The organism is Enterococcus sp. 6D12_DIV0197 (assembly GCF_002174385.1).
Taxonomy (GTDB): Bacteria; Bacillota; Bacilli; order Lactobacillales; family Enterococcaceae; genus Enterococcus_D; species Enterococcus_D casseliflavus.
On record NZ_NIBN01000001.1, the window covers coordinates 3579205 to 3604914 of the forward strand.

General features: G+C 46.1%; 19 protein-coding genes, 10 tRNA genes, 1 riboswitch and 1 other annotated feature. Of the genes, 6 read left to right on the plus strand and 23 right to left on the minus strand.

Annotation, left to right across the window (positions count from 1 at the left end; genetic code table 11):
* Positions 1 to 9 precede the first annotated feature (9 nt).
* The 4 genes from A5867_RS16845 to A5867_RS16860 form a co-directional block, all read right to left on the minus strand.
* Positions 10 to 2685, minus strand: a complete 2676-nt coding sequence (locus A5867_RS16845) for an AAA family ATPase (protein ID WP_170927552.1) — start codon at positions 2683 to 2685, stop codon at positions 10 to 12.
* Positions 2682 to 3872 carry a DNA repair exonuclease gene (locus A5867_RS16850; protein ID WP_249270066.1) on the minus strand — a complete coding sequence of 397 codons (1191 nt, stop codon included), beginning with the start codon at positions 3870 to 3872 and terminating at the stop codon, positions 2682 to 2684. Before A5867_RS16850 ends, A5867_RS16845 begins: the two co-directional genes overlap by 4 nt.
* Positions 3873 to 4065: 193 nt before the next feature.
* The gene (locus tag A5867_RS16855) at positions 4066 to 4407 is read right to left on the minus strand and encodes a YlbF family regulator (protein ID WP_005227708.1); all 342 of its coding nucleotides are present in this window, start codon (positions 4405 to 4407) and stop codon (positions 4066 to 4068) included.
* 70 nt (positions 4408 to 4477) lie between these two features.
* The gene (locus tag A5867_RS16860) at positions 4478 to 6640 is read right to left on the minus strand and encodes a PBP1A family penicillin-binding protein (RefSeq protein ID WP_005227705.1); all 2163 of its coding nucleotides are present in this window, start codon (positions 6638 to 6640) and stop codon (positions 4478 to 4480) included.
* A 191-nt stretch (positions 6641 to 6831) separates the two neighbouring features.
* On the opposite strand from A5867_RS16860, the gene A5867_RS16865 reads away from it, so the two are divergent.
* Positions 6832 to 7686, plus strand: coding sequence for an RluA family pseudouridine synthase (locus A5867_RS16865; protein WP_005227703.1), 855 nt, complete (start codon positions 6832 to 6834; stop codon positions 7684 to 7686).
* Between the two features lie 94 nt (positions 7687 to 7780).
* On the opposite strand, the gene A5867_RS16870 is transcribed toward A5867_RS16865, so the two are convergent.
* The 3 genes from A5867_RS16870 to A5867_RS16880 all read right to left on the minus strand — a co-directional run bounded on the left by A5867_RS16870 (position 7781) and on the right by A5867_RS16880 (position 11435).
* On the minus strand, positions 7781 to 8803 hold the full coding sequence (locus tag A5867_RS16870; protein ID WP_087628081.1) for a M23 family metallopeptidase: 1023 nt from the start codon (positions 8801 to 8803) through the stop codon (positions 7781 to 7783).
* Between the two features lie 196 nt (positions 8804 to 8999).
* On the minus strand, positions 9000 to 9719 hold the full coding sequence (locus A5867_RS16875; RefSeq protein WP_087628082.1) for a pseudouridine synthase: 720 nt from the start codon (positions 9717 to 9719) through the stop codon (positions 9000 to 9002).
* 69 nt (positions 9720 to 9788) lie between these two features.
* Complete coding sequence (locus A5867_RS16880; protein WP_015510492.1) at positions 9789 to 11435, minus strand: polysaccharide biosynthesis protein; 1647 nt, start codon at positions 11433 to 11435, stop codon at positions 9789 to 9791.
* 199 nt (positions 11436 to 11634) lie between these two features.
* Between A5867_RS16880 and murE the strand changes: the two genes are divergently transcribed.
* Complete coding sequence (murE, locus tag A5867_RS16885) at positions 11635 to 13155, plus strand: UDP-N-acetylmuramyl-tripeptide synthetase (protein ID WP_081116952.1); 1521 nt, start codon at positions 11635 to 11637, stop codon at positions 13153 to 13155.
* Positions 13156 to 13226: 71 nt separating this feature from the next.
* Here murE and A5867_RS16890 read toward each other — a convergent pair whose 3' ends face one another.
* Entirely contained in the window at positions 13227 to 13526 is a 300-nt protein-coding gene (locus A5867_RS16890; protein WP_005227682.1) for a DUF5960 family protein, read from the minus strand.
* 220 nt (positions 13527 to 13746) lie between these two features.
* Between A5867_RS16890 and A5867_RS16895 the strand changes: the two genes are divergently transcribed.
* Positions 13747 to 13977, plus strand: a complete 231-nt coding sequence (locus A5867_RS16895) for a hypothetical protein (protein WP_005227680.1) — start codon at positions 13747 to 13749, stop codon at positions 13975 to 13977.
* A gap of 105 nt (positions 13978 to 14082) precedes the next feature.
* Here A5867_RS16895 and leuS read toward each other — a convergent pair whose 3' ends face one another.
* Both leuS and A5867_RS16905 read right to left on the minus strand, forming a co-directional pair.
* Positions 14083 to 16497 carry a leucine--tRNA ligase gene (gene leuS / locus A5867_RS16900; RefSeq protein WP_087628083.1) on the minus strand — a complete coding sequence of 805 codons (2415 nt, stop codon included), beginning with the start codon at positions 16495 to 16497 and terminating at the stop codon, positions 14083 to 14085.
* Between the two features lie 87 nt (positions 16498 to 16584).
* Positions 16585 to 16804 (minus strand) — a binding site (T-box leader).
* Between the two features lie 42 nt (positions 16805 to 16846).
* Complete coding sequence (locus tag A5867_RS16905; protein ID WP_087628084.1) at positions 16847 to 18544, minus strand: LysM peptidoglycan-binding domain-containing protein; 1698 nt, start codon at positions 18542 to 18544, stop codon at positions 16847 to 16849.
* A 300-nt stretch (positions 18545 to 18844) separates the two neighbouring features.
* Here A5867_RS16905 and A5867_RS16910 point away from each other — a divergent pair, with 300 nt between their 5' ends.
* From A5867_RS16910 to A5867_RS16920, 3 genes are read left to right on the plus strand one after another with little or no spacing between them, the layout of a single operon-like run.
* Positions 18845 to 19495 (plus strand): phosphatase PAP2 family protein, encoded by a 651-nt coding sequence (locus A5867_RS16910; RefSeq protein ID WP_005227675.1) that lies wholly within the window; start codon positions 18845 to 18847, stop codon positions 19493 to 19495.
* Positions 19496 to 19509: 14 nt separating this feature from the next.
* On the plus strand, positions 19510 to 20493 hold the full coding sequence (locus A5867_RS16915) for a TIGR01212 family radical SAM protein (protein ID WP_087628085.1): 984 nt from the start codon (positions 19510 to 19512) through the stop codon (positions 20491 to 20493).
* Complete coding sequence (locus A5867_RS16920) at positions 20468 to 21046, plus strand: class I SAM-dependent methyltransferase (RefSeq protein WP_034857576.1); 579 nt, start codon at positions 20468 to 20470, stop codon at positions 21044 to 21046. Before A5867_RS16915 ends, A5867_RS16920 begins: the two co-directional genes overlap by 26 nt.
* A 24-nt stretch (positions 21047 to 21070) precedes the next feature.
* Here A5867_RS16920 and A5867_RS16925 read toward each other — a convergent pair whose 3' ends face one another.
* The 13 genes from A5867_RS16925 to A5867_RS16985 all read right to left on the minus strand — a co-directional run bounded on the left by A5867_RS16925 (position 21071) and on the right by A5867_RS16985 (position 25706).
* Positions 21071 to 21850: an alpha/beta hydrolase family protein gene (locus A5867_RS16925; protein WP_005227672.1), complete on the minus strand. Its 780-nt coding sequence runs from the start codon at positions 21848 to 21850 to the stop codon at positions 21071 to 21073.
* Between the two features lie 22 nt (positions 21851 to 21872).
* On the minus strand, positions 21873 to 23330 hold the full coding sequence (locus A5867_RS16930) for an MDR family MFS transporter (RefSeq protein ID WP_016609940.1): 1458 nt from the start codon (positions 23328 to 23330) through the stop codon (positions 21873 to 21875).
* 66 nt (positions 23331 to 23396) lie between these two features.
* Positions 23397 to 24581 carry a methionine adenosyltransferase gene (gene metK / locus A5867_RS16935; protein ID WP_005233362.1) on the minus strand — a complete coding sequence of 395 codons (1185 nt, stop codon included), beginning with the start codon at positions 24579 to 24581 and terminating at the stop codon, positions 23397 to 23399.
* Positions 24579 to 24660: riboswitch (SMK box riboswitch) on the minus strand. It overlaps the preceding gene by 3 nt.
* Positions 24661 to 24751: 91 nt before the next feature.
* A tRNA-Glu gene (locus A5867_RS16940) sits at positions 24752 to 24823 on the minus strand.
* A 15-nt stretch (positions 24824 to 24838) separates the two neighbouring features.
* Positions 24839 to 24912, minus strand: a tRNA-Ile gene (locus A5867_RS16945).
* Between the two features lie 16 nt (positions 24913 to 24928).
* Positions 24929 to 24999 (minus strand) — tRNA-Gly (locus A5867_RS16950).
* Between the two features lie 7 nt (positions 25000 to 25006).
* Positions 25007 to 25079 (minus strand) — tRNA-Phe (locus A5867_RS16955).
* An 8-nt stretch (positions 25080 to 25087) separates the two neighbouring features.
* A tRNA-Asp gene (locus tag A5867_RS16960) sits at positions 25088 to 25161 on the minus strand.
* Positions 25162 to 25200: 39 nt separating this feature from the next.
* A tRNA-Met gene (locus tag A5867_RS16965) sits at positions 25201 to 25274 on the minus strand.
* 66 nt (positions 25275 to 25340) lie between these two features.
* Positions 25341 to 25430, minus strand: a tRNA-Ser gene (locus A5867_RS16970).
* A gap of 12 nt (positions 25431 to 25442) precedes the next feature.
* A tRNA-Glu gene (locus A5867_RS16975) sits at positions 25443 to 25514 on the minus strand.
* Between the two features lie 9 nt (positions 25515 to 25523).
* A tRNA-Ser gene (locus tag A5867_RS16980) sits at positions 25524 to 25611 on the minus strand.
* A gap of 21 nt (positions 25612 to 25632) precedes the next feature.
* Positions 25633 to 25706: transfer RNA gene (locus tag A5867_RS16985), tRNA-Ile, on the minus strand.
* Between the last annotated feature and the right edge of the window lie 4 nt (positions 25707 to 25710).

Consider the following 25710-nt stretch of genomic DNA (forward strand, 5'->3'; position numbering starts at 1 on the left):
TTTGGCCGATCAGCCAAATCTTTCACTTCCTTTACTCAGATCCTGGATAGGCTGCTGGTACTTCTGATAATAGCTTACCATTTCTTGGTCAGAAGACATACAAATTACTTGATAACTTTGTCCAAACTCTTTTAATAGTGCTGCGAAGCGTTCCTTACGAACACTGTCATAATGCAACCAACCATCATCAATAATGATCGGGCACAACGGGTGATTTTTTTGCAGCGCTAGATAACCGAAACGTAACGCCATGATCAACTGATCCTTCGTTCCTGTGGACAAGTCAATGATCGAAAAGGTCTCGCTGGCATTTGCCGCTACTAACAGACCATTTTCCAGAAGAATCTTTTGATAACGTCCGTTTGAAAGCTGTTCAAAATAAGTCGAAGCGGCTGACAATAGCTGCGGCAATTGCTGTTCTGACAATTCAGTCGTGACATCCGTCAAAATTGAAGCCGCCAACTGACGACTGCCCCATGCCACAGCGAGTTCTTCAATGATCGCCTTCAGCTCACTTTCTTCTTGATAAAGCTGATTCAAGGTGCCGTTTTTTTGACTGGCTGCTGCTTCTAATTCCAAGCGTTGTTTGTGCTCCGTCAACTGCTGCATTTGTGCCTGAAGCTGTGTTTGCTGCTGCTTGATCTGGTCTTTTTGCTGCAGCAATTCTGCTTGTGTGACTGGTTTGGGATAGATCGGTGTTAACATCCCCGCCAATTCTTCTGCTCGCTGCTGCGTGCGCTGCGCTGCTTCCCATTGCTTCAACCAGAGGCTGATTTCTGCAGGGTGATCTAACCCTTGCTGCTGCAAGAGCGCACTGGCTTGGGCAAACAGCTGGTCGCGTTCGTTGCGGGTACGGGTCAATTGTTGGGCCAGTAACGTGCTAGGTTGTTGCAACCGCGAAAGCTTGATCGTTTGCATCTCTTCATGAAACTTCTGCAACATCGCCGCTTTTTCTAACAAGGTTTTGTTTTGCAGCGGCAGCCACTCCGCATACGGGCGGAATTGCTCCTCAAAGGGGGCAAATTCTTCCGTGACAGCTTGCCGTTCTTGATAGGCTTGCTTGCGCTGCTGCGAGTAGGCTTGATAGCTAGCAACATCTTCATCATAGGCGAATAGATACGACTGCCAGTTTTCCACCGGCAAATCACCAAAAAAGGGTGTCAACGCTTGGTGGGCACGACTGATCTGCTGTTGCTTTTGCTGCTGTTCATTTTCCAGCTGTGCCAACTCTTCGCTCAGTAGATCCAACTGCATGAGGATCGTCTGCCATTCTTGCTTGATGCCTTGCTGCTTGTTTGGTGCTGCTTTCATCAGCGGCAAAATACTGCCGATGATCGCTGCGATCCCCGCACCTAATGCAAGCCAGCGCCACGGACTTGGCAAAAAGATACCGATCACTGCGACTAGCCCACCGACGATCCCTAGCGGCCATAGTGGGCGAGAAACGGGCTTGCGGCCAATCAATTGAGGATGCTGCTGTTCTAAGCGGGCCGCGGTGTCTTGCAAAGGTTGCGCTTTTTCTTCTAAATGCCTCATGCGCTTTTCGAGCTCTTCTAACTGCACACGTTCTTGCAGTAAACGTGTGGTTTGTTCATGGATCGAAGCCGTTACTAGCGGCGGCGATTCTCTGCTCCACTGGCGCTTTTCAATCAAGCGATTCAACTCTGTGATGGCGACAGTTTCTTGTTGATTGGCTGCTGCTTCACGATCTGCCAAACGCGCCATCGTCACTTGCTGCTGCAGCAAGTGATTGATCTGATGCTCGTGATCAAGGTAGAAGAAATACTTGTCTGATTCTTTTCCTTGCTCCAACTGATCTAATTCGGCTTCTTTTTTGCGAATTTCTTCCGTCAGCTGCTGATACTGCTGATAAAACTGTTTGATGGCTTGGACTTGCTGAGGATCGGCTAGCGTATCTGCTGGTGCCATTTGCTGCCACTCTTTATAAAGGCCCCAGTGACTCAGCTGTTGCTGATTTTCCTGATAAGCGTCATTCAATGCTTGATACTGGTGCCGCAAGTCTTGGATCTGTTCTTGCAGCTGGGCGATCTGCTGATACTGCTGTTGGATGCGGCTTTCTTCGCTTTCTTTTTCCGCAATCGTTTTTTGCAGTTTTTCTAATTGTTTTAACGCTTGGTTCAAAGGCAGCTTTTGCCCTCGTGGCTTGTATTGCTGCTGATTGGTGGTTTCATATTGCGCCACTTGCTGCAGCATTTTTTGACTGCCGCTGATCCCTAGAGAAATCAACGCTTGGTGCAGCTCATTTTCTTCTAGCTTATCGATCTGGGTCAATTGCTCTTGCTGAAAAGTAAAGACATCGAAGAACAATGCTCGATTGAGGGGCTGTAGGTGTTGTGCCAGCCATTGCTCATCGACCGTCTGGCCAGCGACATGGACTTTGGCACGACCACGGTCCACTTGCCGATAGCGTTCCACGATCACTTCGCCGAAGGGTTCCAGCGCCAACCATAACTTGCCACCGTAAGCAGCACCGTTTTTGGGGGTATAGTCTTTTTTCTTGGCTGTCTTTTTCGGAAAGCCAAACAAGATGGCGGCAATAAATTGATACAACGTCGATTTTCCGATCTCGTTGTGCCCAAAGAGCAGCTGATTTTGCGGATGAAAGGCAAAGCTTTGTTCATGGTATTTCCCAAAACCGGTAATCTCTGCTTTTAAAATTCTCATGACTGCTCCTCCCATTGAAAGTCGTCTTTCAACAATTGCTTGGCTTGCTGCAAGACTTCTTCTTGAAATGATTCATGGGTGATCCCCCGCTGGATCAGTGGATGCTGCAATAGATCCGACAATCGATCCGCAAACATCTCTGGCGACTCATACATCGCTAAAAACTGCAGCATATAATCTTCTGATACCGCCAATGCGATCTTGTCTTCATTGGCTTGCTCGACTTCAAGGGCATAGATCACTTGCAGCGGCTCTGTTTGTGCCAACCGTTCATTGAGGTAGGTCAGCCATTCATTTTTTTCCGCAGCTGGAAACCAATCTGGCGGCAGCTGCTGCACATCGGTCAACACCAGATGCAGCAAGCGCGAACCAGGACTTTTTAAGCGCTCGATGATCGCTGGCAATACGGCATTCGAGGCAGTCACATCCGCTAAGGAGACCACTTGCTTTTGCCAAGCGATCTCTGCGATCTCCAAGCGCTCGATCGTTGGTCCCTGCGGTGATAAGTCTGCCAAAATCACCCCAGTCGCCTGTTCTTTCTTGGTCTTTCCTTGAGGTGTGCCGGGATAGAGAATCGGTGGCTGCTCTGAGAGCGTCTTAGGTACATGGATGTGCCCCAAGCCCCAATAATCATAGCCTTTTTGCTTCATTTCACTGATTGAAAAGGGGGCATACCGTTCACCAGCTTGGTCCCCGTGGTAAAGCCCAATATGGTAATCCACCGCTGCTCTTGCAGGAAATTCTGTTACTTTATTTTCAGTGATCCAAGGATGTTGGTAGCTAAATCCACTGATTGCATAGGTTTCACCGTTTTTCGTTGTTCCTTGAACCGTTTGAACTTCTTCTGATGAAAAGAGAATGACATTTTCTGGAAAAGCAAACCAATACCGTTGCGGATCATAATAATCATGGTTGCCGAAAATCATATAGACAGGGATCTGTGCTTCCCCTAGTCGTTGCAGTTGGGCAAAAAAGTCATGCTGCACTTTTAGACTCGGCCGTGCTTGATGGAATGTATCCCCAGCCAGCAAAACAAAATCGACCGCTTTTTCTAAGGCAACATCCACCAAATTACGGATGATTTTTTGATTGATGGCAGGGAGTTGGGTCTTCACTTTTTCAGATAACAAATGAACCCCTTCAAATGACCGGTCGATATGCAGGTCTGCACTATGTAAAAATCGCATTTCTTTCTCCCTCCTTAATGCTTCTATCATAACATTTCTCAGGCATTTCGTCAGCAAAATACGAAAATTTGTTCGCCTTTTTCATAAAAAAAACCAAAGAAGCGATTTTGAAACTTCTTTGGAAAAGGCTCTTGCAGTTGCAGCCGATTGCTCTGAAGATTCACTTGCTTCTTTGGTCTTTGTTGGTTGGCGATTACGCTTCGTATAGATCTCTTACAGGACCCATGATGATGCGGTTCAAGTCATTAGCTACTAAGCTGAAGGCTTGCTCTTTTTGCATCAAGTCAGAAACAATGCCGTCTTGTTGAATTTTTTGCGATAATTCTTGGGCTTTTTGCGCTTCTTCTTCTGTCATTTCTTCGCCAGCCATCATTTTTTGTTGCAGGCTTTGTTGCAACTCTTGAAACTCTTTGAATAACGCATACGCTTCTTCATTTGCTTTCAAGCGGTCGAAAGAACCTTTCAAATCTTGAAACTGTTCTGACTCGCGTAATTCACGTTCTAATTGGTTTGCTGTATCATAAATATTTGCCATTTTGACGCCTCCTCTTTTTTTCTAGTATACCATTCTTCTCAGGTTCTAGACTAGCAGTTGCCTAATTCCTTTAATTTCCGCTGATGGAATTCCACAAGCCGCCAAACAGTTCTTTCGTTCCTTCTTTGATCTTGCTGCCGAATTCCTTCATACCTTCTTTGGCGCTTTCGGCAAAGTCATCGATGGTTTTCTGCCAATCATTGCCATTTTGTGACGTACTGCTCTCAGGATCTGGTACTTCATCGGCTGCCATCAATTTTCCACCTGTCCAATAAGCGTCTGCAACTTGGAATTGGGTGCCTTGACTATAAGGCAGTAAGCTTTCGGCCTCTGCTTTGAATATTTTCCCAACGACTTGTCCGCTAGTTCCCGTTAAGTAATGATCTTCACTCACATGTTCAAATCCTAGCCAGGTTGAAAGAACCATATCAGGGGTATAGCCGACGATCCATTGGTCATTGACCTTAGAAGCATCAAAGTTGGTCTCTGTCGTACCCGTCTTACCGGCGATCGTAAAGCCGTATGGACTGGCACTAACACCCGTCCCGTTAGAAAAGGTGCCGAGCATCATGCTCGTCATTTTATCAGCGGTCTCTTTAGAAATCACCCGTTTGCCTTGCACAGACGTATTGTCAACGATCACGGCACCAGTTGAATCAACGATTTTGGTGATCAAATGCGGTTTGTAGTAATACCCGCCATTTGCGAAAACGCCATACGCTGCTGCCATCGTCATGGGTGATTCCCCTTTTTCCAAACCACCTAATGCTAAGCCATAATATTTGTCGGATTCGGTCAAGGAAAGTCCAAACTCTTGTGCTTTGCTGTACCCACGATCTAAGCCGATCTCATGCAACAGCCAAACTGCTGGCAGATTCAGGCTTTGGGCGAGGGCTTGATACATGACTGCTTCGCCAGCATAGGTCCCATCAAAGTTTTGAGCATCATAAAAATCGAGGGGCTCGTCTTTCAGGATGCTATCGGGTTCAAACCCAGCTTCTAGGGCAGGGGCGAAGACGCTGATCGGTTTGATCGTGGAGCCTGGTGAACGTTTCATTTGCGTGGCAAAATTAAAGCCTCTAAAGACGTGCTCGCCACGACGACCCACCACCGCTTGCACCCCACCGGTATTCGGATCAAGTGCGACAGAGCCTGATTGCACCATCGTACCATCAGCGGCATTTTCAGGGAACAAGGCATCGTTTTTATAGGCAGCTTCCATTTGCGCTTGGTAGTTTTGATCCAGTGCTGTATAGATCTTGTAGCCGCGATTCATGACATCATCGGCGTCCAACCCATAGGATTCGGCTTCATCGATGACCGCATCGAAATAATAAGGATACTTATAGCCAGATTCTGAATTGCCAAATCCATCATACAGTAAATTAGCTAAGGCAACTTGTGATTCTTGGTCAGCAACGGACTGGTCCAACTTGCCGTTATCCACCATCAAACTCAAGACGGTATCGCGACGGTTCGTGGCGTTTTCCAGATTGTCGATCGGGTTATAGATCGAAGGACCTTTGAGCATCCCCACCAACGTCGCAGCTTCTCCCACGCTTAGTTCAGAAGCATTGACACCGAAATATTTTAGCGAGGCATCTTGAATGCCCCAAACCCCGTTACCAAAATAGGAACTGTTCAAATACATTTCCAAAATCTCATCTTTAGAATATTTCTTCTCGATCTCGATCGCTAAGAAAAGCTCCTTGGCTTTTCGACTAAAGGTTTGATCCAAGGACAGATAGGCATTTTTGGCAAGCTGCTGGGTGATGGTACTTCCCCCACCGCCTTCGGCACTGCGGTTGACCAGCATGCGCAGGGCTGCTCGAGCGATCCCCTTGATATCAAACCCGTGGTGATTATAGAAGTTGCGGTCTTCGGTTGAGATCAAGGCGTTGACCACATCACTGGAAATGGCATCAAGAGAAACGTACGTGCCTTTTTGCGAGTACAACTGCCCTGCTTCATCGCCATTGGCATCAAAAATCACCGTCGATTCTTTCAGACCTGACTCTAATTCACTGACTTTCGTATTTTTGGCGATATAAAACAAATACCCGCTCATGATTAAGATAGCAACTAAACTAAGTAAAATAAAAATTTTATTTACGTGGTATTTTTTCCAAACCCGCTTGCGCCATTGATGAAATTGCTGCAAATACGGTTTTAACCAGCGCCAAAAGGTCAGCCAACCGGTCTTTATTTTGTGAAGGATGTGTTTCCAATCCATTACTTCACGCTCCTTTGGTTAAGTGTAGCATAAATGACTTTCTTTGTTATACGGCTCTAGACGTAATTTCATTCGAAAAGAATGCTTTATTATTCTAGCATTGAATGCTCTGTTTTTTATTGTTTTTTTTATAAGAAAAGCTTAAAGATGCTATAATAGTCGGTAGCGAACAGCAAAGAAAGGACGTTTTTATGGAATACACCATGACTTTACCCGAAAATCACCCGCCCATGCCGCTTCGCGATTTGTTGGAACGGGAGTGGCTCGTCCCACGAAAAGTGCGCCATTTTCTGCGCACACGGAAAAATGTTACCGTCAATCAGCAGCCCGCGATGTTTCATCAAGAAGTTCGTGGCGGCGATCAAATCACTTTGATCATTGAAGACAGTGATTACAGCTATCAGCCGATCCAGTTAGGCCAAGCAGACAAAGTCGACGTACTTTTTGAAGATGAGCACTTATTGGTGCTGAACAAGCCTGCGGGGGTCAAGACGCACCCCAATCAGCCATTAGAAGCAGATACCCTATTGAATGATGCAGCTGCTTACCTTGCGCCGAAACAGCAGCAGCCTTATGTGGTCCATCGTCTAGACAAAGAAACCAGCGGTGTCGTTTTATTCGCAAAAAATCCTTTGGTGTTGCCGATCTTGGGTCGAATGTTGGAAAACAAACAGATTTTCCGCCGCTATCAAGCCACAGTTTGGGGCAAACTTACGCAAGATCAAACGATCGCCAAAAAAATCGGTCGTGACCGTCACGATCGTCGCAAGCGGATCATTGACCCCCGCAACGGTCAGTCAGCCGTCACCCATGTAACCATCGCCCACACCCAACAAAAGACGACCGATGTGTATTGTGTGTTAGATACGGGGAGGACGCACCAAATTCGCGTCCACCTTGCCAGTATCGGTCATCCAGTCGTCGGTGACCCGCTTTACCAAAACAAACCAGCGCCGCGTTTGCTGCTGCATGGCTATGAATTGCATCTGGAGCATCCCTTTACCAAAGAACAGTTAGTGATCATTGCTCAACCGGGCTTGTGGTAAACAAAAAAAGCATGACGACTTGAGGAACCCCTCTTGTCAGTCATGCTTTTTGGTTTCAGATGTTTTTTTCAATGTTTCTACTCGATGCTTTGGCTTATAGCGGTAAGTAAGCTGCTGGATCAACGAAATCTGACCACAACGTCTTACTCAATCCAAAGTGCAAATGGACGCCAGTCGAGTTTCCAGTCGTCCCCATCGTACCGACTTGCTCGCCAACTGCAACGGTTGCCCCCTTCGAGACACTGATAGCTGTTAAGTGAAAATAATACGAGTAAAAGCCGTTATCATGAGCCAAAATCACGTAATTCCCCGTACTTGGACCATAACCAGCATCTTCTACCTGACCATCCCGAGCGGCGACGATCTTCTCCCCCGCTTGACCTGTAAAGTCGATCCCGTCATGCTGTGTCCCAGAAAAACCAGTTGGGTCAGCTCGAGTACCAAAACCGCTGGAGATCGACACGGCGCCCGTGATTGGCAGTGAAAATTCACTGGCTGCTGCTTTCTCTGCTGCTTCTTTGGCTTTTTGTTTTGCTTCTTCAGCGGCTTTTGCTTCTTTGTCCACTTTTTCTTGCAAGTCTTGTACTTGCGCTTGCGTTTGCTGCAGCTGCTCTTGTTGGCTCTGCAATTCTTCTTTTGCTGTTGCTAGTTGTTCTTTACTATGTACTAATTGGGCTTGCGTCAAGGTTTGGTACGAAGTGATTCGTTGCTGTTGGGCTTCTTTTTCCGCCAATTGTTGGTTCACTTCCCTTAAAGCCGCTTGTTGTTCACTAAACTTGCGTAGTTGTTGGATCGTGGCTTGTGGTCCGTCGACTACCAGGCTGCTTGGCGCTTGGCTTTCTTGATGCTGGGCTTTTTGGTCATTCAGAGCAGCGATCTGCGTTTGAACTTCCTGGCTTTCTTGTGCTAATTGGGTTAATTCTTCCTGATAATCCGCTAATTGACTTTCCAGCGCTGTGACTTTCTGTTGGCTAGTGGTGACTTCCTCTTCATACGTTGCAAGTTCTGCAGTCAAAACCGTCAGTTCCTCGGTGCTCTTCGTTTCAGCAGCATAACTGACAGCTGGCTGGAAAAGCGGCAACGTAAGGGCAAGCAATAAAAAAATCTTTTTCTTCAATGAGGCAACTCCTTCTTTTTTTTAGTAGCTTGGCTACTTTAACATGCTTATTCATGAAAAAAAAGAGGGTTTTTCCAACAGTTTAAAGTCTATTGTTGCAAATTTTCATGTAAATTACCTATAAAACGGGCTTTTTTTACAAATATTGCAGCCGAATAACAACTTTTATAAGAATTTCTTTAGCTCGCCAATCGTCTTATCCTCGCTCTTGCAGCTTCGCCAATTCCTCAGACGTTAATTCCCGATACTCGCCTAATGCCAAATCATCTGGCAAGGACAGCCCGCCCATGCGAATCCGTTTCAAATAAACGACTTCTTTTCCTACTGCATGGACCATCCGTTTGACTTGATGAAACTTGCCTTCATGGAGGATCAGTTTGATCTCGCTGCGCATTTCGTCTTCATAGACGTTGAGGATCTGCAGCTCAGCCGGCAAAGTCCACTCGCCGTCTAATTTGATGCCTTTGGCAAAGATTTTTTGATCCTCCGCTGTCATGATTCCCTCGACTTGGGCATAATATTCTTTTTCCACATGCTTTTTAGGCGACAATAATTGATGCGCCAATCCGCCATCGTTCGTAATCAGCAAAAAGCCTTCGGTGTCTTTATCCAACCGTCCTACTGGAAACAGATCTTCGCGAAATGCTTCTTCGGAAAACAAATCTAAGACCGTCTCTTCATAGGAATCGACAGTTGCCGAAATCACGCCGGCGGGTTTATTCAGCAAATAATAAAACTGGCTTTGATAGGCGATGGGTTCCCCCTCAAAACAAACGGTATCTTGTGTTTCTTGTACTTGTGCTTTGTCACTTTTGATGACTTGTCCATTGACGGTCACGAGCCCTTTTTTGATCAACTGTTTCACTTCTTTGCGGGAGCCATAGCCCATATCCGCTAAAAACTTGTCTAAACGCATCGGTTTCTTCCTTTCATATAAAACAGCCGCCAAGGTCTCACAAAGGAGGCTCAGCGGCTGCTTCTGGTTTTATTTGATGTGTAATTTCTGGCGTAAACGAACCATTGATGAGCCGAGTAGTTTTTCAGCTAAACGCAATTTCAGCGCAATGTAGATGTATACACTGCCGCCGACTCCTGCTACTAGCAAGCTCAAGATAAAGGCTTGGACTTTTCTTTCAGAGCTCAAGACAAGCCCAAAGAGTTGGCGAGCGATCAACGCTGCGATCACCATAATGATCGTCATCGCGCCAATCAATAATGTCCGTCGCAACGTCAAGTTTACATTGAAATGGCCTTTGCGAATCATTTTGCGAATATTCAGCCAGCAGACGATCCCTAAGGCAATCGTGGTAGAAACCAATGGACCGTAGACTTGGAACAAACGAATCGCTGGATACTGCAAGATCACTTTCACCAGTAACCCTACAAAGAAGAAAACAACCGCTTCTTTGTTGTGGTACATCCCTTGCAGCATACTCGAACTAAGCATAAACAAGCCCAAGACCAGACCAGAAAGACAGGCAGCGACTAAGACGCTCGCCCCTAACGCATCTGGACGATAAAACAAGGTGTATAGAGGATAAGACAGTACGATCATCCCAAAAGTCGCTGGAAACATTACAAAGGAATACAATTGCAAGTTGTTGCTGATCAATTTGGCTAAGTTCTTTTTGTCTTTTTTGGCGACTGCTTCACTGATCAAAGGCAGTCCCGTTGAAGCCATGGAAGTAGCTAATCCGATAACCACCATCGTCAGCTTATCAGGGTTGCTGCCGAAAATCGCCATTAGTTCTAAGAGCTGATCATTTGAAAATTCGGTAAAACTGCTCATCATTCGAACAAAGGTGTACTGATCCACCAATTTTAAAATCGTGATCCCTGAGCCTACGATAATAAAAGGGATCGCTTCTTTGATGGTCGCTAAAACCAATTCTTTGGTTTGCAGCACCGTTTCTTCTTTGCTCATATCGACTAAAACATCCATCCGCACCCGCTGCTTTTGGAAGTAATAGCCTAATACCAAAATGCTGGCTAAGACACCGATAAAGGCGGCAAAGGTCGATTGCGTCACGGCTGCCGTGTATTCGCCTTCGATGACCCGCATAATGATGAAGGTCGCTAAAAGCATATAACAGACACGAGCGATTTGTTCAACGACTTGCGAGATCGCAAAAGGTTTCATGTCTTGGTTTCCTTGGAAATACCCTCGCATGACACTCATACAAGGAAAAACCAATAAAGCAATACTCAATGAGCGCATCGCAGGAATCAATTCTGCGCCTCCGCCTGAAGCCGTTGCCAACCATGGGGCTGCCAAATACATGATTCCAGCGGTCACCACGCCAAAGCCTGCCATCAATTGAAACGCTCGTAAAAAGAGCTTCTGACTCGTGCGGTATTCTTGGCGAGAATTGTAAAAAGAAATCTGTTTGGCAATTGCTGAAGGGATCCCCGCAGTGGAGATCATTAAAAATAAGGCGTAAACATTATAGCCCATTCCAAACAACGCATTTGCTTTATCCGCATTTGCGCCCATCCAATAATACCAGGGTAAAATGTAAATAGCGCCAAGCAAGCGTGAGCCGATATTTCCCATCGTCATCCAAGCAGATCCTTGAGCCATTTTTTCTTGTGTAGTTAATTCTTTTGACACTGAACGCATGTGTTTATCCATCGCCATTATCTCCAACTTTCTACAAACATATCCCTTCCATTTTAATTCGAAAAAGGGTTGGTCGCAATCTATTTTTGCAACATCTTAAAGTTTCTTCAAAATAAGGAGAAAAAAAAGAAAACTTTTCCCTCCCAAACGGCGGTTTTTAGGAGTTATGCTATAATAAGAGAAATCTTTAGAGGAATGAAGGAGAACAACGATGCAAAAGGAACTCATTACCGTGCCACAGATCCGCAAGCTCTTATTGCAGGAAAACCTATTGAAAGAAATCATCACCCCCACTGATTGGGTTTATACCGTGCCGCAAGAAATGACTGATCTTGCCTTTACCTCATTAAGCTACGACTCGCGAACAGCCGATGCGGCGACGCTTTTTTTCTGTAAAGGGGCTTCTTTTAAAGAAAGCTACCTGGCTGCCGCCATTGACCAAGGGATTCAGTGCTACATTTCAGAAACGCCCTATGACAACTTTGCAACTTATGGAATCATCGTCACCGACATTCGAGAAACGATGGCAGTGATCGCTCAAGCGTTTTATGGCCATCCTCAAGAACAGCTGGTGACCATCGGCATCACGGGAACAAAAGGCAAAACCAGCTGCGCCTATTTTGCTCGGGCGATTTTAGCAGAATCGACGGGTCAAAAAGTAGCATTCTTTTCATCTGAGGAAAACTCAGTCGATGGAAAAACCTTTAATGAAGCAGTGTTGACGACCCCCGAAACACTGGATCTTTATAAGATGATGGCCGAGGCTGTCGCAAACGGCATGACCCATCTTGTGATGGAGGTTTCTTCCCAAGCCTATAAAACCAAACGGGTCGCCGGTATTACCTTTGATATTGGCGCGTTCTTAAATATTTCGCCTGATCACATTGGACCAGTGGAACATCCAACTTATGACGATTACCTTTACTGCAAACGGGAACTGATCCGCAACAGCAAACAGATGATTTTGAATCGCCAAAGTGATCACTACCATTTGCTGCGAGAAACTTGTGAAGTCCATCAAGTTCCTTATATCACCTACGGACGTTCAGACGCCGATTATGTCGTCCAAGAAGGGACGGATCTAAAAGGCTTTGCGCTGTCAGCTGCTTCTGATGTGTTGCAAGTCTCTGGGGAATATCAACTGGGGATCTTAGGTTCTTTCAACCATGAGAATGCTGCAGCTGCGATTTTAGCTGCCTGCTTAGCGGGTGCCTCTCGTGAAGACGCTCAGAAAGTCCTGCCGACAGTGATCATCCCTGGACGAATGATCGTTTTAGAAAAAGAAAATGGCGCAGTCATGATCGTTGACTATGCCCACAATTACCTTAGCTTCCAATCATTAAGTGAACTTGCCCGCCAATTGCGCCCAGAAGGCCGCCTGCTTTTTGTCACTGGCAGTGCTGGCGGCAAAGCCCAATCTCGCCGAGCAGATATGGGACGAGCGCTAGGAGAATATGCGGACAAAGTCTACCTGACCAGCGATGATCCTGATTTTGAAGAAGCAGCTGCGATCGCAAAAGAAATCGCAGCTGCGATCACCAATCCTGAAGTTGCCATCATTCATGAGATGGATCGGGCTCAAGCCGTCAAATCGGCGATTGCTGAAGCAGACAGTAAGGATATCGTGATTATTGCGGGCAAAGGCGCCGAACAATACTTGAAAGTCGCTGGAAAAAAAGTCCCTTACATCGGTGACTTGACCTTAGCGCAGCAGCAAGCCAAACACCAATAGCAACAAGTTGCCTCAACAAAAAAACTTTCAGATGATTTAACAGATCATCTGAAAGCTTTTTTTCTGCGTGACTAAGGTTGTTCGTCTTCGTAAGTCTCATAGACATAGGGTGCGCCATCATAACGGAATTCTGTTGAAATGGCGGCGTCAAGGTCTTCGGTAAACATTCGTTTGCTGAAAGGAAACAAAAAGACTTGCCCTTCTTTGGCATCTTCGGCTGCTAAACGATAAAACAGCTCTTCTTCTGTTAATTGTTGATTCAACTGTTCTAAGACATCGGCAGTGACTGCCTCTTCCTCATAGCCAGGTTTGGCAATCCGTGCATAATCTTCAAAAAAAGCCGACTGGCCTTCAAATGATTGATACTCCATGTAAGTCCCCTCTTTCTTTTCTCTTACTTTATTATACGAGAGTCCGTGAGGATCAGCGAATAATATGATCGGTCTACAGGGGAATTTTTACTCTTCTGGTGCTTAAATATGTCAGAAACATTTCAAGTGTATTACGAATCAATTATTTGACAAAATCAGATTGAACACGCATCCAAATTTTGTATAATGATACATAGAGACTATAAAAGGGGCAAATGTAATGAACAACGCAAAGAAAAAAATTTTCGTCGGTACTGGTGCTGCAATTGGTTTTGTCGCAATCGTTGCTATGATGGCTCAGTTCATGATTTCCAATCATCTATTTGGCGGAAGTGATGCTTCATCAGAAATTTTCACTCGCGCTACGTATCCAAACGGCTTTCTACTAGTGATCTTGATTCCATTGGTCGCAACAGCCGCTTTGTTCTATGGGATCATTCGCAAAAAATAACAAAAAAGTGTTGCTGAGAACTACTCAGTAACACTTTTTTTCTTTGTCGTCACCAAAAAGCTGCCTAACAGACCCTCGATCTGCTAGGCAGCTATTTTTTAGCGTTTAGTTTGCAACGATATTGACCAATTTGTTCGGTACGACGATCACTTTACGGATCGTTTTTCCTTGGAGCTGTTCTTGGACAAGTTCGTTTTCTTGCGCCAATTGTTCAAGCACTGCTTTTTCGGCATCCGCTGGCACCATTGCTTTGGCGCGAACTTTGCCGTTGACTTGAAAGACGACTTCGATCTCGTCTTCCACTAGGGCACTTTCGTCATAGGTTGGCCATGGCACATAAGAGATCCCTTGGTCATTCCCGAGGATCGACCATAGCTCTTCCCCGATATGCGGTGCGATCGGAGCCAATAGCTGCACAAATCCTTCGACATATTCGTAAGGCAAGGCATCGGCTTTGTACGCTTCATTGACAAAGACCATCAATTGGGAAATCGCCGTATTGAAGTGCAGCTGCTCAAAATCTTCCGTCACTTTCTTAACGGTTTGATGGTAAACTTTCGACAATTTGCCATCGTTGAATGTCGTGATGCGGTCACGCATTTTGCCATTTTCATCGACGATCAAGCGCCACACACGATCCAAGAATTTACGACTGCCTTCAAGACCATTCTCATTCCAAGCGATCGATGCATCCAATGGTCCCATAAACATTTCATATAGACGCAAAGTATCCGCACCGTATTGATTGATGACATCATCTGGATTGACGACGTTGCCGCGGGATTTTGACATTTTTTCATTGTTTTCCCCAAGGATCATCCCTTGGTTGAACAATTTTTCAAATGGTTCTTTCGTTGGCACGACACCGATATCATACAAGAATTTATGCCAGAAGCGAGCATAAAGCAAGTGCAAGACAGCGTGCTCTGCGCCACCGATATAAATATCGACTGGCATCCAGCGTTTCAATTTGTCGTAGTCTGCCAAAACAGACTTATTATGAGGATCGATAAAGCGCAAGAAATACCATGAACTTCCAGCCCATTGCGGCATCGTATTGGTTTCACGACGTCCTTTTTTTCCAGTTTCAGGGTCGGTGACATTGACCCAATCTGTGACATTGGCTAATGGCGATTCACCAGTACCGCTTGGTTTGATATTGTCGGTTTTTGGCAAACGCAACGGCAGCTGATCTTCAGGAAGCGTCGTAGTCGTCCCATCTTCCCAATGGATGATTGGGATTGGCTCTCCCCAATACCGTTGGCGAGAGAACAACCAATCGCGAAGACGATAGCTGACTTCTTTTTTCCCAACGTGGTTTTCTTCCAACCATGCGACCATTTTTTCGATGGCTGTCTCTTTGTCTAGCCCATCCAAAAAGTCTGAATTGATATGCAGTCCATCTTCGGTATAGGCAGATTCTTCCACGTTGCCCCCTGCCAATACAGGAATGATCTCTAAGCCAAATGTTTTGGCAAATTCGTGGTCACGTTCGTCATGGGCAGGAACCGCCATGATCGCACCTGTTCCATAAGAAGCCAAAACATAATCGGCGATCCAAATCGGGATCTCTTTACCATTCACGGGATTGATGGCATAGGCACCTGTGAAGACACCAGTTTTTTCTTTGGCCAAATCTGTTCGGTTCAAATCAGATTTTTTCGACGCTTCTTCTACATAGGCATCAATGGCTGCTTTTTGTTCTGGTGTAGTGATTTGGGCCACTAGCTCATGTTCTGGTGCCAATACGGCGTAGGTCGCACCAAACAAGGTATCTGGGCGAGTCGTAAAGACGGTAAAGTCTTTTTCCATCCCTGCCACTTTAAACGTAACGTTGGCTCCGACCGAACGTCCGATCCAATTGCGTTGCATTTCTTTGATGCTTTCTGGCCAATCAACTTCTTCTAAATCGTCCAACAAACGATCAGCATACGCCGTGATTTTCAGCATCCATTGGCGCATCGGTTTGCGGATCACATCGTAGCCGCCCCGTTCGCTTTTGCCGTCAATGACTTCTTCATTGGCGATCACGGTTCCAAGCTCTGGTACCCAGTTTACTGGAACTTCGGCTTCATAAGCTAACCCTTTTTCATAAAGCTTGGTAAAGATCCATTGCGTCCACTTGTAGTACTCAGGGTCTGTCGTATTGATTTCACGATTCCAGTCATAGCTGAACCCTAGCGCATTGATTTGACGGCGGAAGGTCTCAATATTTTTCTTCGTGAATTCCGCTGGATCATTTCCAGTGTCTAATGCATATTGTTCGGCAGGCAGACCAAAGGCATCCCAGCCCATTGGGTGCAGTACATTGTACCCTTGGCTGCGTTTGAAGCGGCTCAAGATATCCGTAGCTGTATAGCCTTCTGGATGTCCGACATGTAATCCTTGTCCAGATGGATATGGAAACATATCTAGCGCATAAAATTTTGGTTTGTCCGGCTCATCATGGGTGTTGAATTCATTTTTCTTTGCCCAATATTTTTGCCATTTTTTTTCGATTTCTTTGTGATTGTAATTCACGATGGACTCCTCCTAAAAAATTGGTGTTTTGCTCGTCAAATCAACCAGCAAAACTTAAAAAAAGTCCTATAAAAATCGCTATGATTTTTATAGGACGTTATCAACGTGGTACCACCTAAGTTCATCTGCTCCTCAAAAAAGCAGACCTCGATGTTTTAACGGCCATCGCCGTATCTGCCTAGCCAAACCAGGTTCAGTCAGATATCACTCGAAGACGAGTTCGAAAGGTGTGCTGTGCATTTCCACCAACCATGCACTCTCTAAAAGTCCCACCGTACTTCTACTATTCCTTCTCAAACGTGAAAGTTTCTTTGCACTTATCCTAACAAAAATCATTAGGAATAGCAATCTATTTTACCCTAACTGTTTGTCCTGGGTAAATAAAGTTATTTTGAATATTGTTCCATTGGATAAATTGATCCGTCGTGATGCCGAACTTATCTGCGATCCCCCAAACAGAATCCCCCGATGCGACCTTGTACGTACCATTTGTCGCTGAAGTGCTGGTAGTAGCTGCCGTGCCGCCTTGCTTGACGACCACCTTTTGTCCTGGATAGATAAAATCATTTTTGATGTTGTTCCAGCTGCGGAATTGGTCCATCGAAATCCCGTGTTTATTGGCAACTGACCAGACTGAATCACCAGAAGCCACCGTATAGGTGTTGCCTGCAGCACTGCTGCTGGTTTGGCTGCTGACGGTCGTGCTCGTCGTTGTACTTGTACGGGTAGAACTACCGCTGACAACCACCTTTTGACCTGGATAAACATAGTCGTTTTTAATATTGTTCAAGCTACGGAACTGATCCATCGAGATGCCATGCTTGTTAGCGATCGACCAGACTGAATCGCCAGCTGCTACCGTGTAGGTGCCGCCACTGCTTTGGCTAGCCGTTGATGCCGTGCTGACGGTCGTAGTACTGCTGGTATTCGTAGACGAACCACCGCTAACGACAACTTTTTGACCTGGATAGACAAAATCATTTTTGATGTTGTTCAAACTGCGAAATTGATCCATCGAAATGCCATGCTTATTGGCGATCGACCAAACGGAATCGCCAGAAACTACGGTGTAGGTATTGCCTGATGTAGTTGCTGAAGCATTGCGATTGACGATCGATACCGTTGAAGTTGCCGAAGTACTTTGGGCGCTGCCGTTGACTTTCAAGGTTTGTCCTGGATAAACAAAATCGTTTTTGATATTGTTCAAACTGCGCAGCTGATCCATGGAGATGCCATGTTTGTTGGCGATCGACCAGACTGAGTCGCCCGAAGCGACTGTATAGGTTTGACTGCCGCTCGTGCTGACAGCTGATGTCGTGGTCGTCATACTCGTTGAAGCACTGGCTGTGGCGCCACCACCGGCATTGCCAGAAGCTGGCGTGTCATATTTCGTCAACCCAAATTGCTGGATCACGGCATTCAGTGAAGAGGCATAGTTTGGTGCAGTCGCATAACGGCCTGCTAGCCATGCGGTTGCATCAAGATATGAAGTCGTATTGCTTTTCCAAGCGCCAGAATAATACGCGACACCGCTTTGTAAAGAAGTTGAGCGTAAAGTACGTGCGTTATCTTCAAATGATTGCGTGTAAGATGGGTAACGCTTAAAGGGTTCATTCATAGTCAACCATTGGTTGTTCAAATATTCTAAGGTACTCATATAAACGGTTTGACCGTTATAGCTGCCTTTGATTCCGAAAAGATTGTAATTCGGTGCTTTTGATAAGCTGCTTCGGCCCCAACCACTTTCTAAAATGGCTTGCGCTATCATCACAGAAGCATATAGATCGTTGGCGTTTGCCACAGGTTGGGCGTACGTAGCGATTTCAGCAATAAACGCGGAAGTATTCGGCGCGGCAAAATTGCTAGTAGAAACTTGGGCAATCGAGGTCTCTACGGCTTCTGCTTGAACCGATGACACCAATGGAGCTACAACAGAGCAAGCAGTCAGTGTTGTTCCTAAAACAACTGCACTTTTTTTGATCACTCGATACTTATCGCCCGATTGGTCTGCTTGACGATGTACTTTTCTTGATTGACTCGTGTTCATGTCCGTTATTCCTCCGTTTTTTCCTTATAGTGAACGTAGGTTTAGTATACAATTTCTTAAGAATTTATAAAAGGTATTTGAGCCGATTTCAGAAACTGTAAACTCTTTGTAATCAAACGAACATTTATTGCAATGAAGCAATTGGCCTGCTCCCGATAAACGTATCGCTTGCTCAGACGAGTAACCCCTTGCTCGTTCCCTGCTTTTTCCGACTTGTGATAAATGCTATAATACCTTCTAGATGTCTCTTTGACTTAATGACAATAATTGACAGAAATTCTCTAGAAACGAGGCTTATCCATGCATAAAAAACTTTATTTTCAATTTGCGGGCAGTTGCTTTTTACTGCTGTTCGTTTTTCTCGGCTATGTCGTGAAATTTTACCCTACTTGGTTGGTCTCCTTTGACGAAACCTTGACTCGCATCATCCGCAGCGGCTACCCGTTTTGGACACCGTTTTTTCTATGGGTCACAAAATTTGCGAATCCTACCACGATCATCTTGCTCTTTCTCGCTGTTTTAGCTGTCTTAGTGATCAACAAGTATTATGCTGAAGCTATATGGCTCAGTATTGGTACCATCGGGATTGCTGGGCTCTTTAATCCATTGATCAAACTGGTCTTTTTACGGGAGCGCCCAACTCTTGAACACTTAGTCACGGAATCAAGTTTCAGTTTCCCCAGTGGACACTCGACGGGCAGTATGATTTTTTATGGAACCTTGCTCTTCTTGGTCCCAGTTTTCTTCAAGCAGCCTTTTTGGCAATGGGGCATTCGCCTTTTGCTGGGCCTTTTGATTGGCTGCATCGGCATCAGCCGTATTTATGTTGGTGTGCATTTTCCCAGTGATGTGTTAGGCGGTTTTTGTGTTGGCCTGTCTTGGCTGCTGTTGACCTATCCGTACTACTTGCAAAAACGCTTTGTCTGGCGCTTCACGCGTAAACAATTATAAAAGAAGGTAAAAAAATGAATCCATTTCCTTATGCAGAAGATAAAAACAAACGATACCATTCGTGGAACTTTGCTTTGCGGCAAGAATTTGGCGAAAAAATCTTTAAAGTCCCCATCGATGCGGGCTTCGACTGCCCCAATCGTGACGGCACCGTTGCCAAAGGCGGCTGTACATTTTGCAGTGTGTCCGGTTCTGGCGATATGATCGTAGCTCCTGAAGCCCCACTGCCAGAGCAGTTTGAAAAAGAGATCGCCATGATGCACAAAAAGTGGCCACAAGTGGACAAATACATTGTCTATTTTCAAAATTTTACGAACACCCACGCACCGGTGGCAGTGATCCGCGAGCGCTTCGAGCAAGTGCTGACACTACCTGGTGTTGTCGGGATCTCCATTGGGACCCGACCAGACTGCTTACCAGAAGATGTCGTTGACTATCTAGCAGAGCTCAATCAACGCTTTTATTTATGGGTCGAATTAGGACTGCAAACGACGTTTGAAACCACGAGCAATGCCATCAACCGCGCCCATGATTATCAAACTTACTTAGACGGCGTCGCCAGCCTGCGCAAACACAATATTCGTGTCTGTACCCATTTGATCAATGGCCTGCCAGGCGAGACGATCGAGATGATGCAAGAAAATGTCCGCCGCACCATTCAAGATTCTGATATCCAAGGCATCAAACTGCACCTGCTGCATTTGATGCGCAATACTCGGATGCTGCGGGATTATCATGAAGGACGTTTGCAATTGATGCGGCGCGATACCTATGTGTCATTGATCTGCGATCAGTTAGAAATGATCCCCCCAGAGATCATCATTCATCGCTTGACAGGCGATGCACCATGGGATTCTCTGGTAGGTCCAATGTGGAGTTTGAAAAAATGGGAAGTCTTGAATGAGATCGATCAAGAAATGCTGCGCCGCAACTCCTATCAAGGAAAATTCAACGTGCGAAAGGAGCCTGTCAATGCTGCCGACCGCTATGCGCTATAGCCACACCCTTTTAAAAGAAGTTCTGCAACCGGGACAAACCGCCGTTGATGCCACGATGGGCAACGGCTTCGACACGGAATTACTGGCTTCCTTAGTTGGCCCAACTGGTCAGGTGTTTGCGTTTGATATTCAAGAACAAGCCCTGCAAGCTACCAAAAAGCGGTTGGCTGAAAAAGAGCTGTTGGCGCAAGTCCAGCTGATCCATCAAGGCCATGAGACGTTGGCAGATGTTGTGAGTGGTCCGGTTCACGCCGCCATTTTCAATTTAGGCTACTTGCCGAAAGGGGACAAAGCGATCATCACGCTGCCTGATACAACGAAAACGGCTTTAGAAGCTTTACTGACACGTTTAGCCCCGAAAGGTAGAATCATCCTCGTCTGCTATTATGGACACGCTGGCGGCGAAGCAGAGCTGAAAGAAGTACACTCCTTTTGTCAGCAGCTGCCGCAAGAGGCATTCAATGTCCTTTCCTATCAATTTATCAATCAGCGCAACCAACCGCCGATCTTATTTTGTATCGAACGAAAAAACCATCAGTCCTCGGCACGTTAAGGTGTCGATCGACTGATGGTTTTTTTATTCACTAAAAAGCCATTGCAGGACTCGTTGGATCCATTGATCCCAGAAATTCCAATCATGATCCCCAGTTCCCGATTCAAACGTTACGGCTAGTTTGCGTTTTTGCAGCTTATCCACCGCATATTCACTTGCCGGATACAGCTGATCCTCGGTTCCGCAGCTAATAAAAAAGCGCGGCGCTGTGCTTGGATCGATGGTCTCAATCAGATGGATCAAATCATTTTCTGACCCTTTGAATTGCTCTAATGGTCCAAAAATTCCTTCCCAATAAGCTTGGCTTCGCAGCTGCAGCAAGGAATCCATGCTTTCAGCCAGCGCTAATGCCCCAGACAAAGACGCTACCGCCGCAAACTGGTCAGGCTTTCTCAGCCCGAGTTTTACTGCCCCGTAGCCCCCCATCGAAAGCCCAGCCGCAAAAGTTTTTTCTCGTTTTTGCGTCAGCTGAGGAAACAGCTCATGGCAAATCTGTGGTAATTCTTCGGCGATAAAAGTCCAATACTTCATCTCATAGGTCGTATCGGTATACCACCCCAGATCAGTAGACGGCATGATGACCGCTAGTTGATACTCTGCGGCATACCGCTCGATCGACGTCCGTCGCTGCCAGACACTATGATTTCCGTTCATCCCATGCAATAAATAAAGCACCGGGAGATCTGTGCCCGTCGATTGGCTTTGCGTGCCGATTTTTTTCTTGGTACTTTGAGGCAAGATCACATCGATCATTACCTCCATTTCAAGAACATTTGAATAGATATTTGCTTGTAAAAAAGCCATACAATCACCTGCGATCCTTTTTTTATATTGTACCAGATTCTCGCGAAATCGTGCGGGTCAAACCAATCGCTAGCACAATAAGTAAAACACCGATCCCAAAAACCCAGTGTAGACCGCTATAAAGAATCTCCCGTAATTGCCCTAATAATGCGGTTGGCAGCTGGCGCGCAGCGGCTGGATCTACTAGCTGATTCATGACACTGCTATCATTGACTTGTGCCTGTGCTAAGCCTACGCTATTACTGGTGTTTAAAACGATACCGAAGACCGCTACCATGATGGTTTGCCCGATCGTTCGCAACAGGGTATTGAAAGAAGTCGCCACGCCGACTTGTGTGGGGCCAACGCTGGTTTGGGCAGTAACCGTACAAACCACCATCGTTGCCCCTAACCCGACGCCAGTAATAGAAGAAATGACCAAGAACAACCAGAATGACGTCTGTGCTGGTGTCAAAAACAGCCACAAAGCACCGGTAGCCGTGATCAACAAGCTAACCGTCAAGACCCAGCTGACACTGTGCTGTGTCAACCAACGGCTGGCTAAGAAGGAACCAATCATCCATAAAATCGACAACGGTGCCAACACAAGCCCGCCAATCCCCGCACTCATGCCTAAGACTCCTTGCATCCACATTGGGATATAAACATCGATCCCCATCAAGAAGCCGCTAGCCAAAGCTGCTACGATATTGACCACCACAAATAATTTTGAGTGAAACAGCTTCAGATCAATAATCGGATCTGCTGCTTTTTTCTCCACCCGAACGAAGCCGATGAACATAAGGACAGAAAAAACGAACAGACTGAGGACAGGCAGACTCACACCATAATCTCCCAGCAACTGGAAGCCTAGCAGGAGCCCTACTAGTGTCAACATCAACAAGAGACTGCCTGCATAATCAATGTTGACTGCAGCAAAGGCCTTTTTTTCTTCATGAAAATAAAACCAAATCAAGGCAATCAGCCCTAATCCAATGGGTACGTTGATAAAAAAGATCCAATGCCACCCGATCGTATCTACGATCAAGCCACCGGCTAAGGGACCAACGACACTGGCGATCCCCCAAGCCGTACTATTGAGCCCTAAGACTTTCGCCCGCTTTTCAACGGGATACAGGTCCGCAATGATCGTTAGGGCAACGGGCATCATGGCACCTGCGCCTAATCCTTGCAACGCTCTGGCAATGATCAACGTCAACATCGTGTTGGCCATCCCACAAAACGCCGACCCGATAATAAACAGCAACGTCCCAAATAAAAAGACTGGTTTGCGGCCGATATTATCGGCAAACTTGCCGTAGATCGGGGTCAACATCGCACTGGTCAAAAGATAGATCGAGAAGACCCAGTTCATGATCTCGATCCCTTTCAATGAACTAACGATGGTAGGCATCGCTGTCGTAATGATCGTTCCTTCGATTGCGGTCATAAACGTTGCGACAAAAACCGCAATGGTGACTAATTTTACATTGGTTCGCATATAACTCCTCCTTTTACTCCAAAAAAAAGAACCTCTATTGATAGTCATCAATAGAGGTCGCCTCTTTTAATCCTTCACACTTGCCAAAAGTGCCGCCACCTTGTCGGTGCGTTCCCATGGCAAATCGATATCTGTACGACCGAAATGTCCGTAAGCGGCAGTCTGACGATAAATCGGACGGCGCAAATCTAACATTTCAATAATTCCTGCTGGTCGCAAATCAAAGTTTTCCCGTACCGCTTGGATCAAGCGCTCGTTGCTGACGGTTCCTGTGCCAAAAGTGTTGATGCTGATCGAAACGGGCTGTGCCACACCGATCGCATAGGCTAATTGTACTTCCACTTTTTTGGCTAGCTTTGCTGCTACGATGTTTTTGGCAATGTAGCGAGCCGCATAGCTGGCTGAACGGTCAACTTTGGTTGCATCTTTTCCAGAAAACGCACCGCCGCCATGACGTGCATAGCCGCCATAAGTATCAACGATGATTTTTCTGCCAGTCAAACCGGCATCCCCTTGAGGACCGCCGATCACAAAACGACCAGTAGGATTGATATAATATTTTGTCTGCTCGTCTAAAAGATCGGCAGGGATCACTTCTTTGATCACTTTTTCGATGACATCACGGTGGATCGTTTCATTATCAGCCGCATCATCATGCTGGGTACTAATAACGACGGTGTCCACTCTTTGTGGTTGATCGTTATCATCATATTCAACGGTTACTTGTGATTTTGCATCTGGACGCAAATAGCTTAGTTCGTTGTTTTTCCGCAACTCTGCTAAGCGACGTACCAGCCGATGGCTCAACGCGATCGGTAAAGGCATCAATTCAGGTGTTTCATCAACGGCAAAACCAAACATCAAGCCTTGGTCGCCGGCACCGATATCTTCTTTATCCGTTTCTCCACGACTTTCTAAAGCATCGTCAACGCCTTGAGCGATATCTGGTGATTGCTCATCGATCGCTACCAAAACAGCAACCGTATCGCCGTCAAAGCCGAATTTTGCTCGTGTATAGCCGATTTCTTTGATGGTTTCTCGGACGACTTTTTGAATATCTACATAAGCAGAAGTAGAAATTTCTCCAAAGACTAAAACCAATCCGGTAGTAACTGACGTTTCGCAAGCGACCCGTGCCATTGGATCTTCGGCAAGCAACGCATCTAAGATGGCATCACTGATTTGGTCGGCTACTTTGTCTGGGTGTCCTTCTGAAACGGACTCTGATGTAAATAAGTGTTTCTCTGTCATTTTTGTATTCCCCCTAATATATGTTTCGGTTACAAGGCATCTTCGCAGCTGCGAATCCTTTCGGGAACTTGCAACGGACTGATTATAACAAATTTTGACTGCTCATGCTTGAAAAAATGATAAAAAGATCATTTTTGGGCAATAAAAAAACACTCTCAAGAGTGTTTGCATGATCCGTACGGGATTCGAACCCGTGTTACCGCCGTGAAAGGGCGGTGTCTTAACCGCTTGACCAACGGACCAGTTTAAAAATGTAATGGGCCTAAATGGACTCGAACCATCGACCTCACGCTTATCAGGCGTGCGCTCTAACCAGCTGAGCTATAGGCCCCAAATAAAAAATGCAAAGCGGGTGACGAGAATCGAACTCGCGACAACAGCTTGGAAGGCTGTAGTTTTACCACTAAACTACACCCGCATTCCTATGGCGCGGGACAGAATCGAACTGCCGACACATGGAGCTTCAATCCATTGCTCTACCAACTGAGCTACCGAGCCAAAAACAACGGTCTGGACGGGACTCGAACCCGCGACCTCCTGCGTGACAGGCAGGCATTCTAACCAACTGAACTACCAAACCAGAAGCTTTGTATTGCTGCTTTGCCGTTAAACAAAGCAATTGCGGGAGCAGGATTTGAACCTACGACCTTCGGGTTATGAGCCCGACGAGCTACCAGACTGCTCCATCCCGCGATAAGTAATTACTTTACAGTAATTAAAGGACTGTGATTCTTTTGCTCGCAACAAAAGAGACAGTTAAGGAGGATAAGGGATTCGAACCCTTGCACGGTTTTACCCGCCTGACGGTTTTCAAGACCGTTCCCTTCAGCCGGACTTGGGTAATCCTCCAAAAGTAAAAAATGATCCGTACGGGATTCGAACCCGTGTTACCGCCGTGAAAGGGCGGTGTCTTAACCACTTGACCAACGGACCAATAAAAAACGGAGAAGGAGGGATTTGAACCCTCGCGCCGGTTTCCCGACCTACACCCTTAGCAGGGGCGCCTCTTCAGCCACTTGAGTACTTCCCCAAATGTATGACTACATTTTGATGGGCCTAAATGGACTCGAACCATCGACCTCACGCTTATCAGGCGTGCGCTCTAACCAGCTGAGCTATAGGCCCCAAA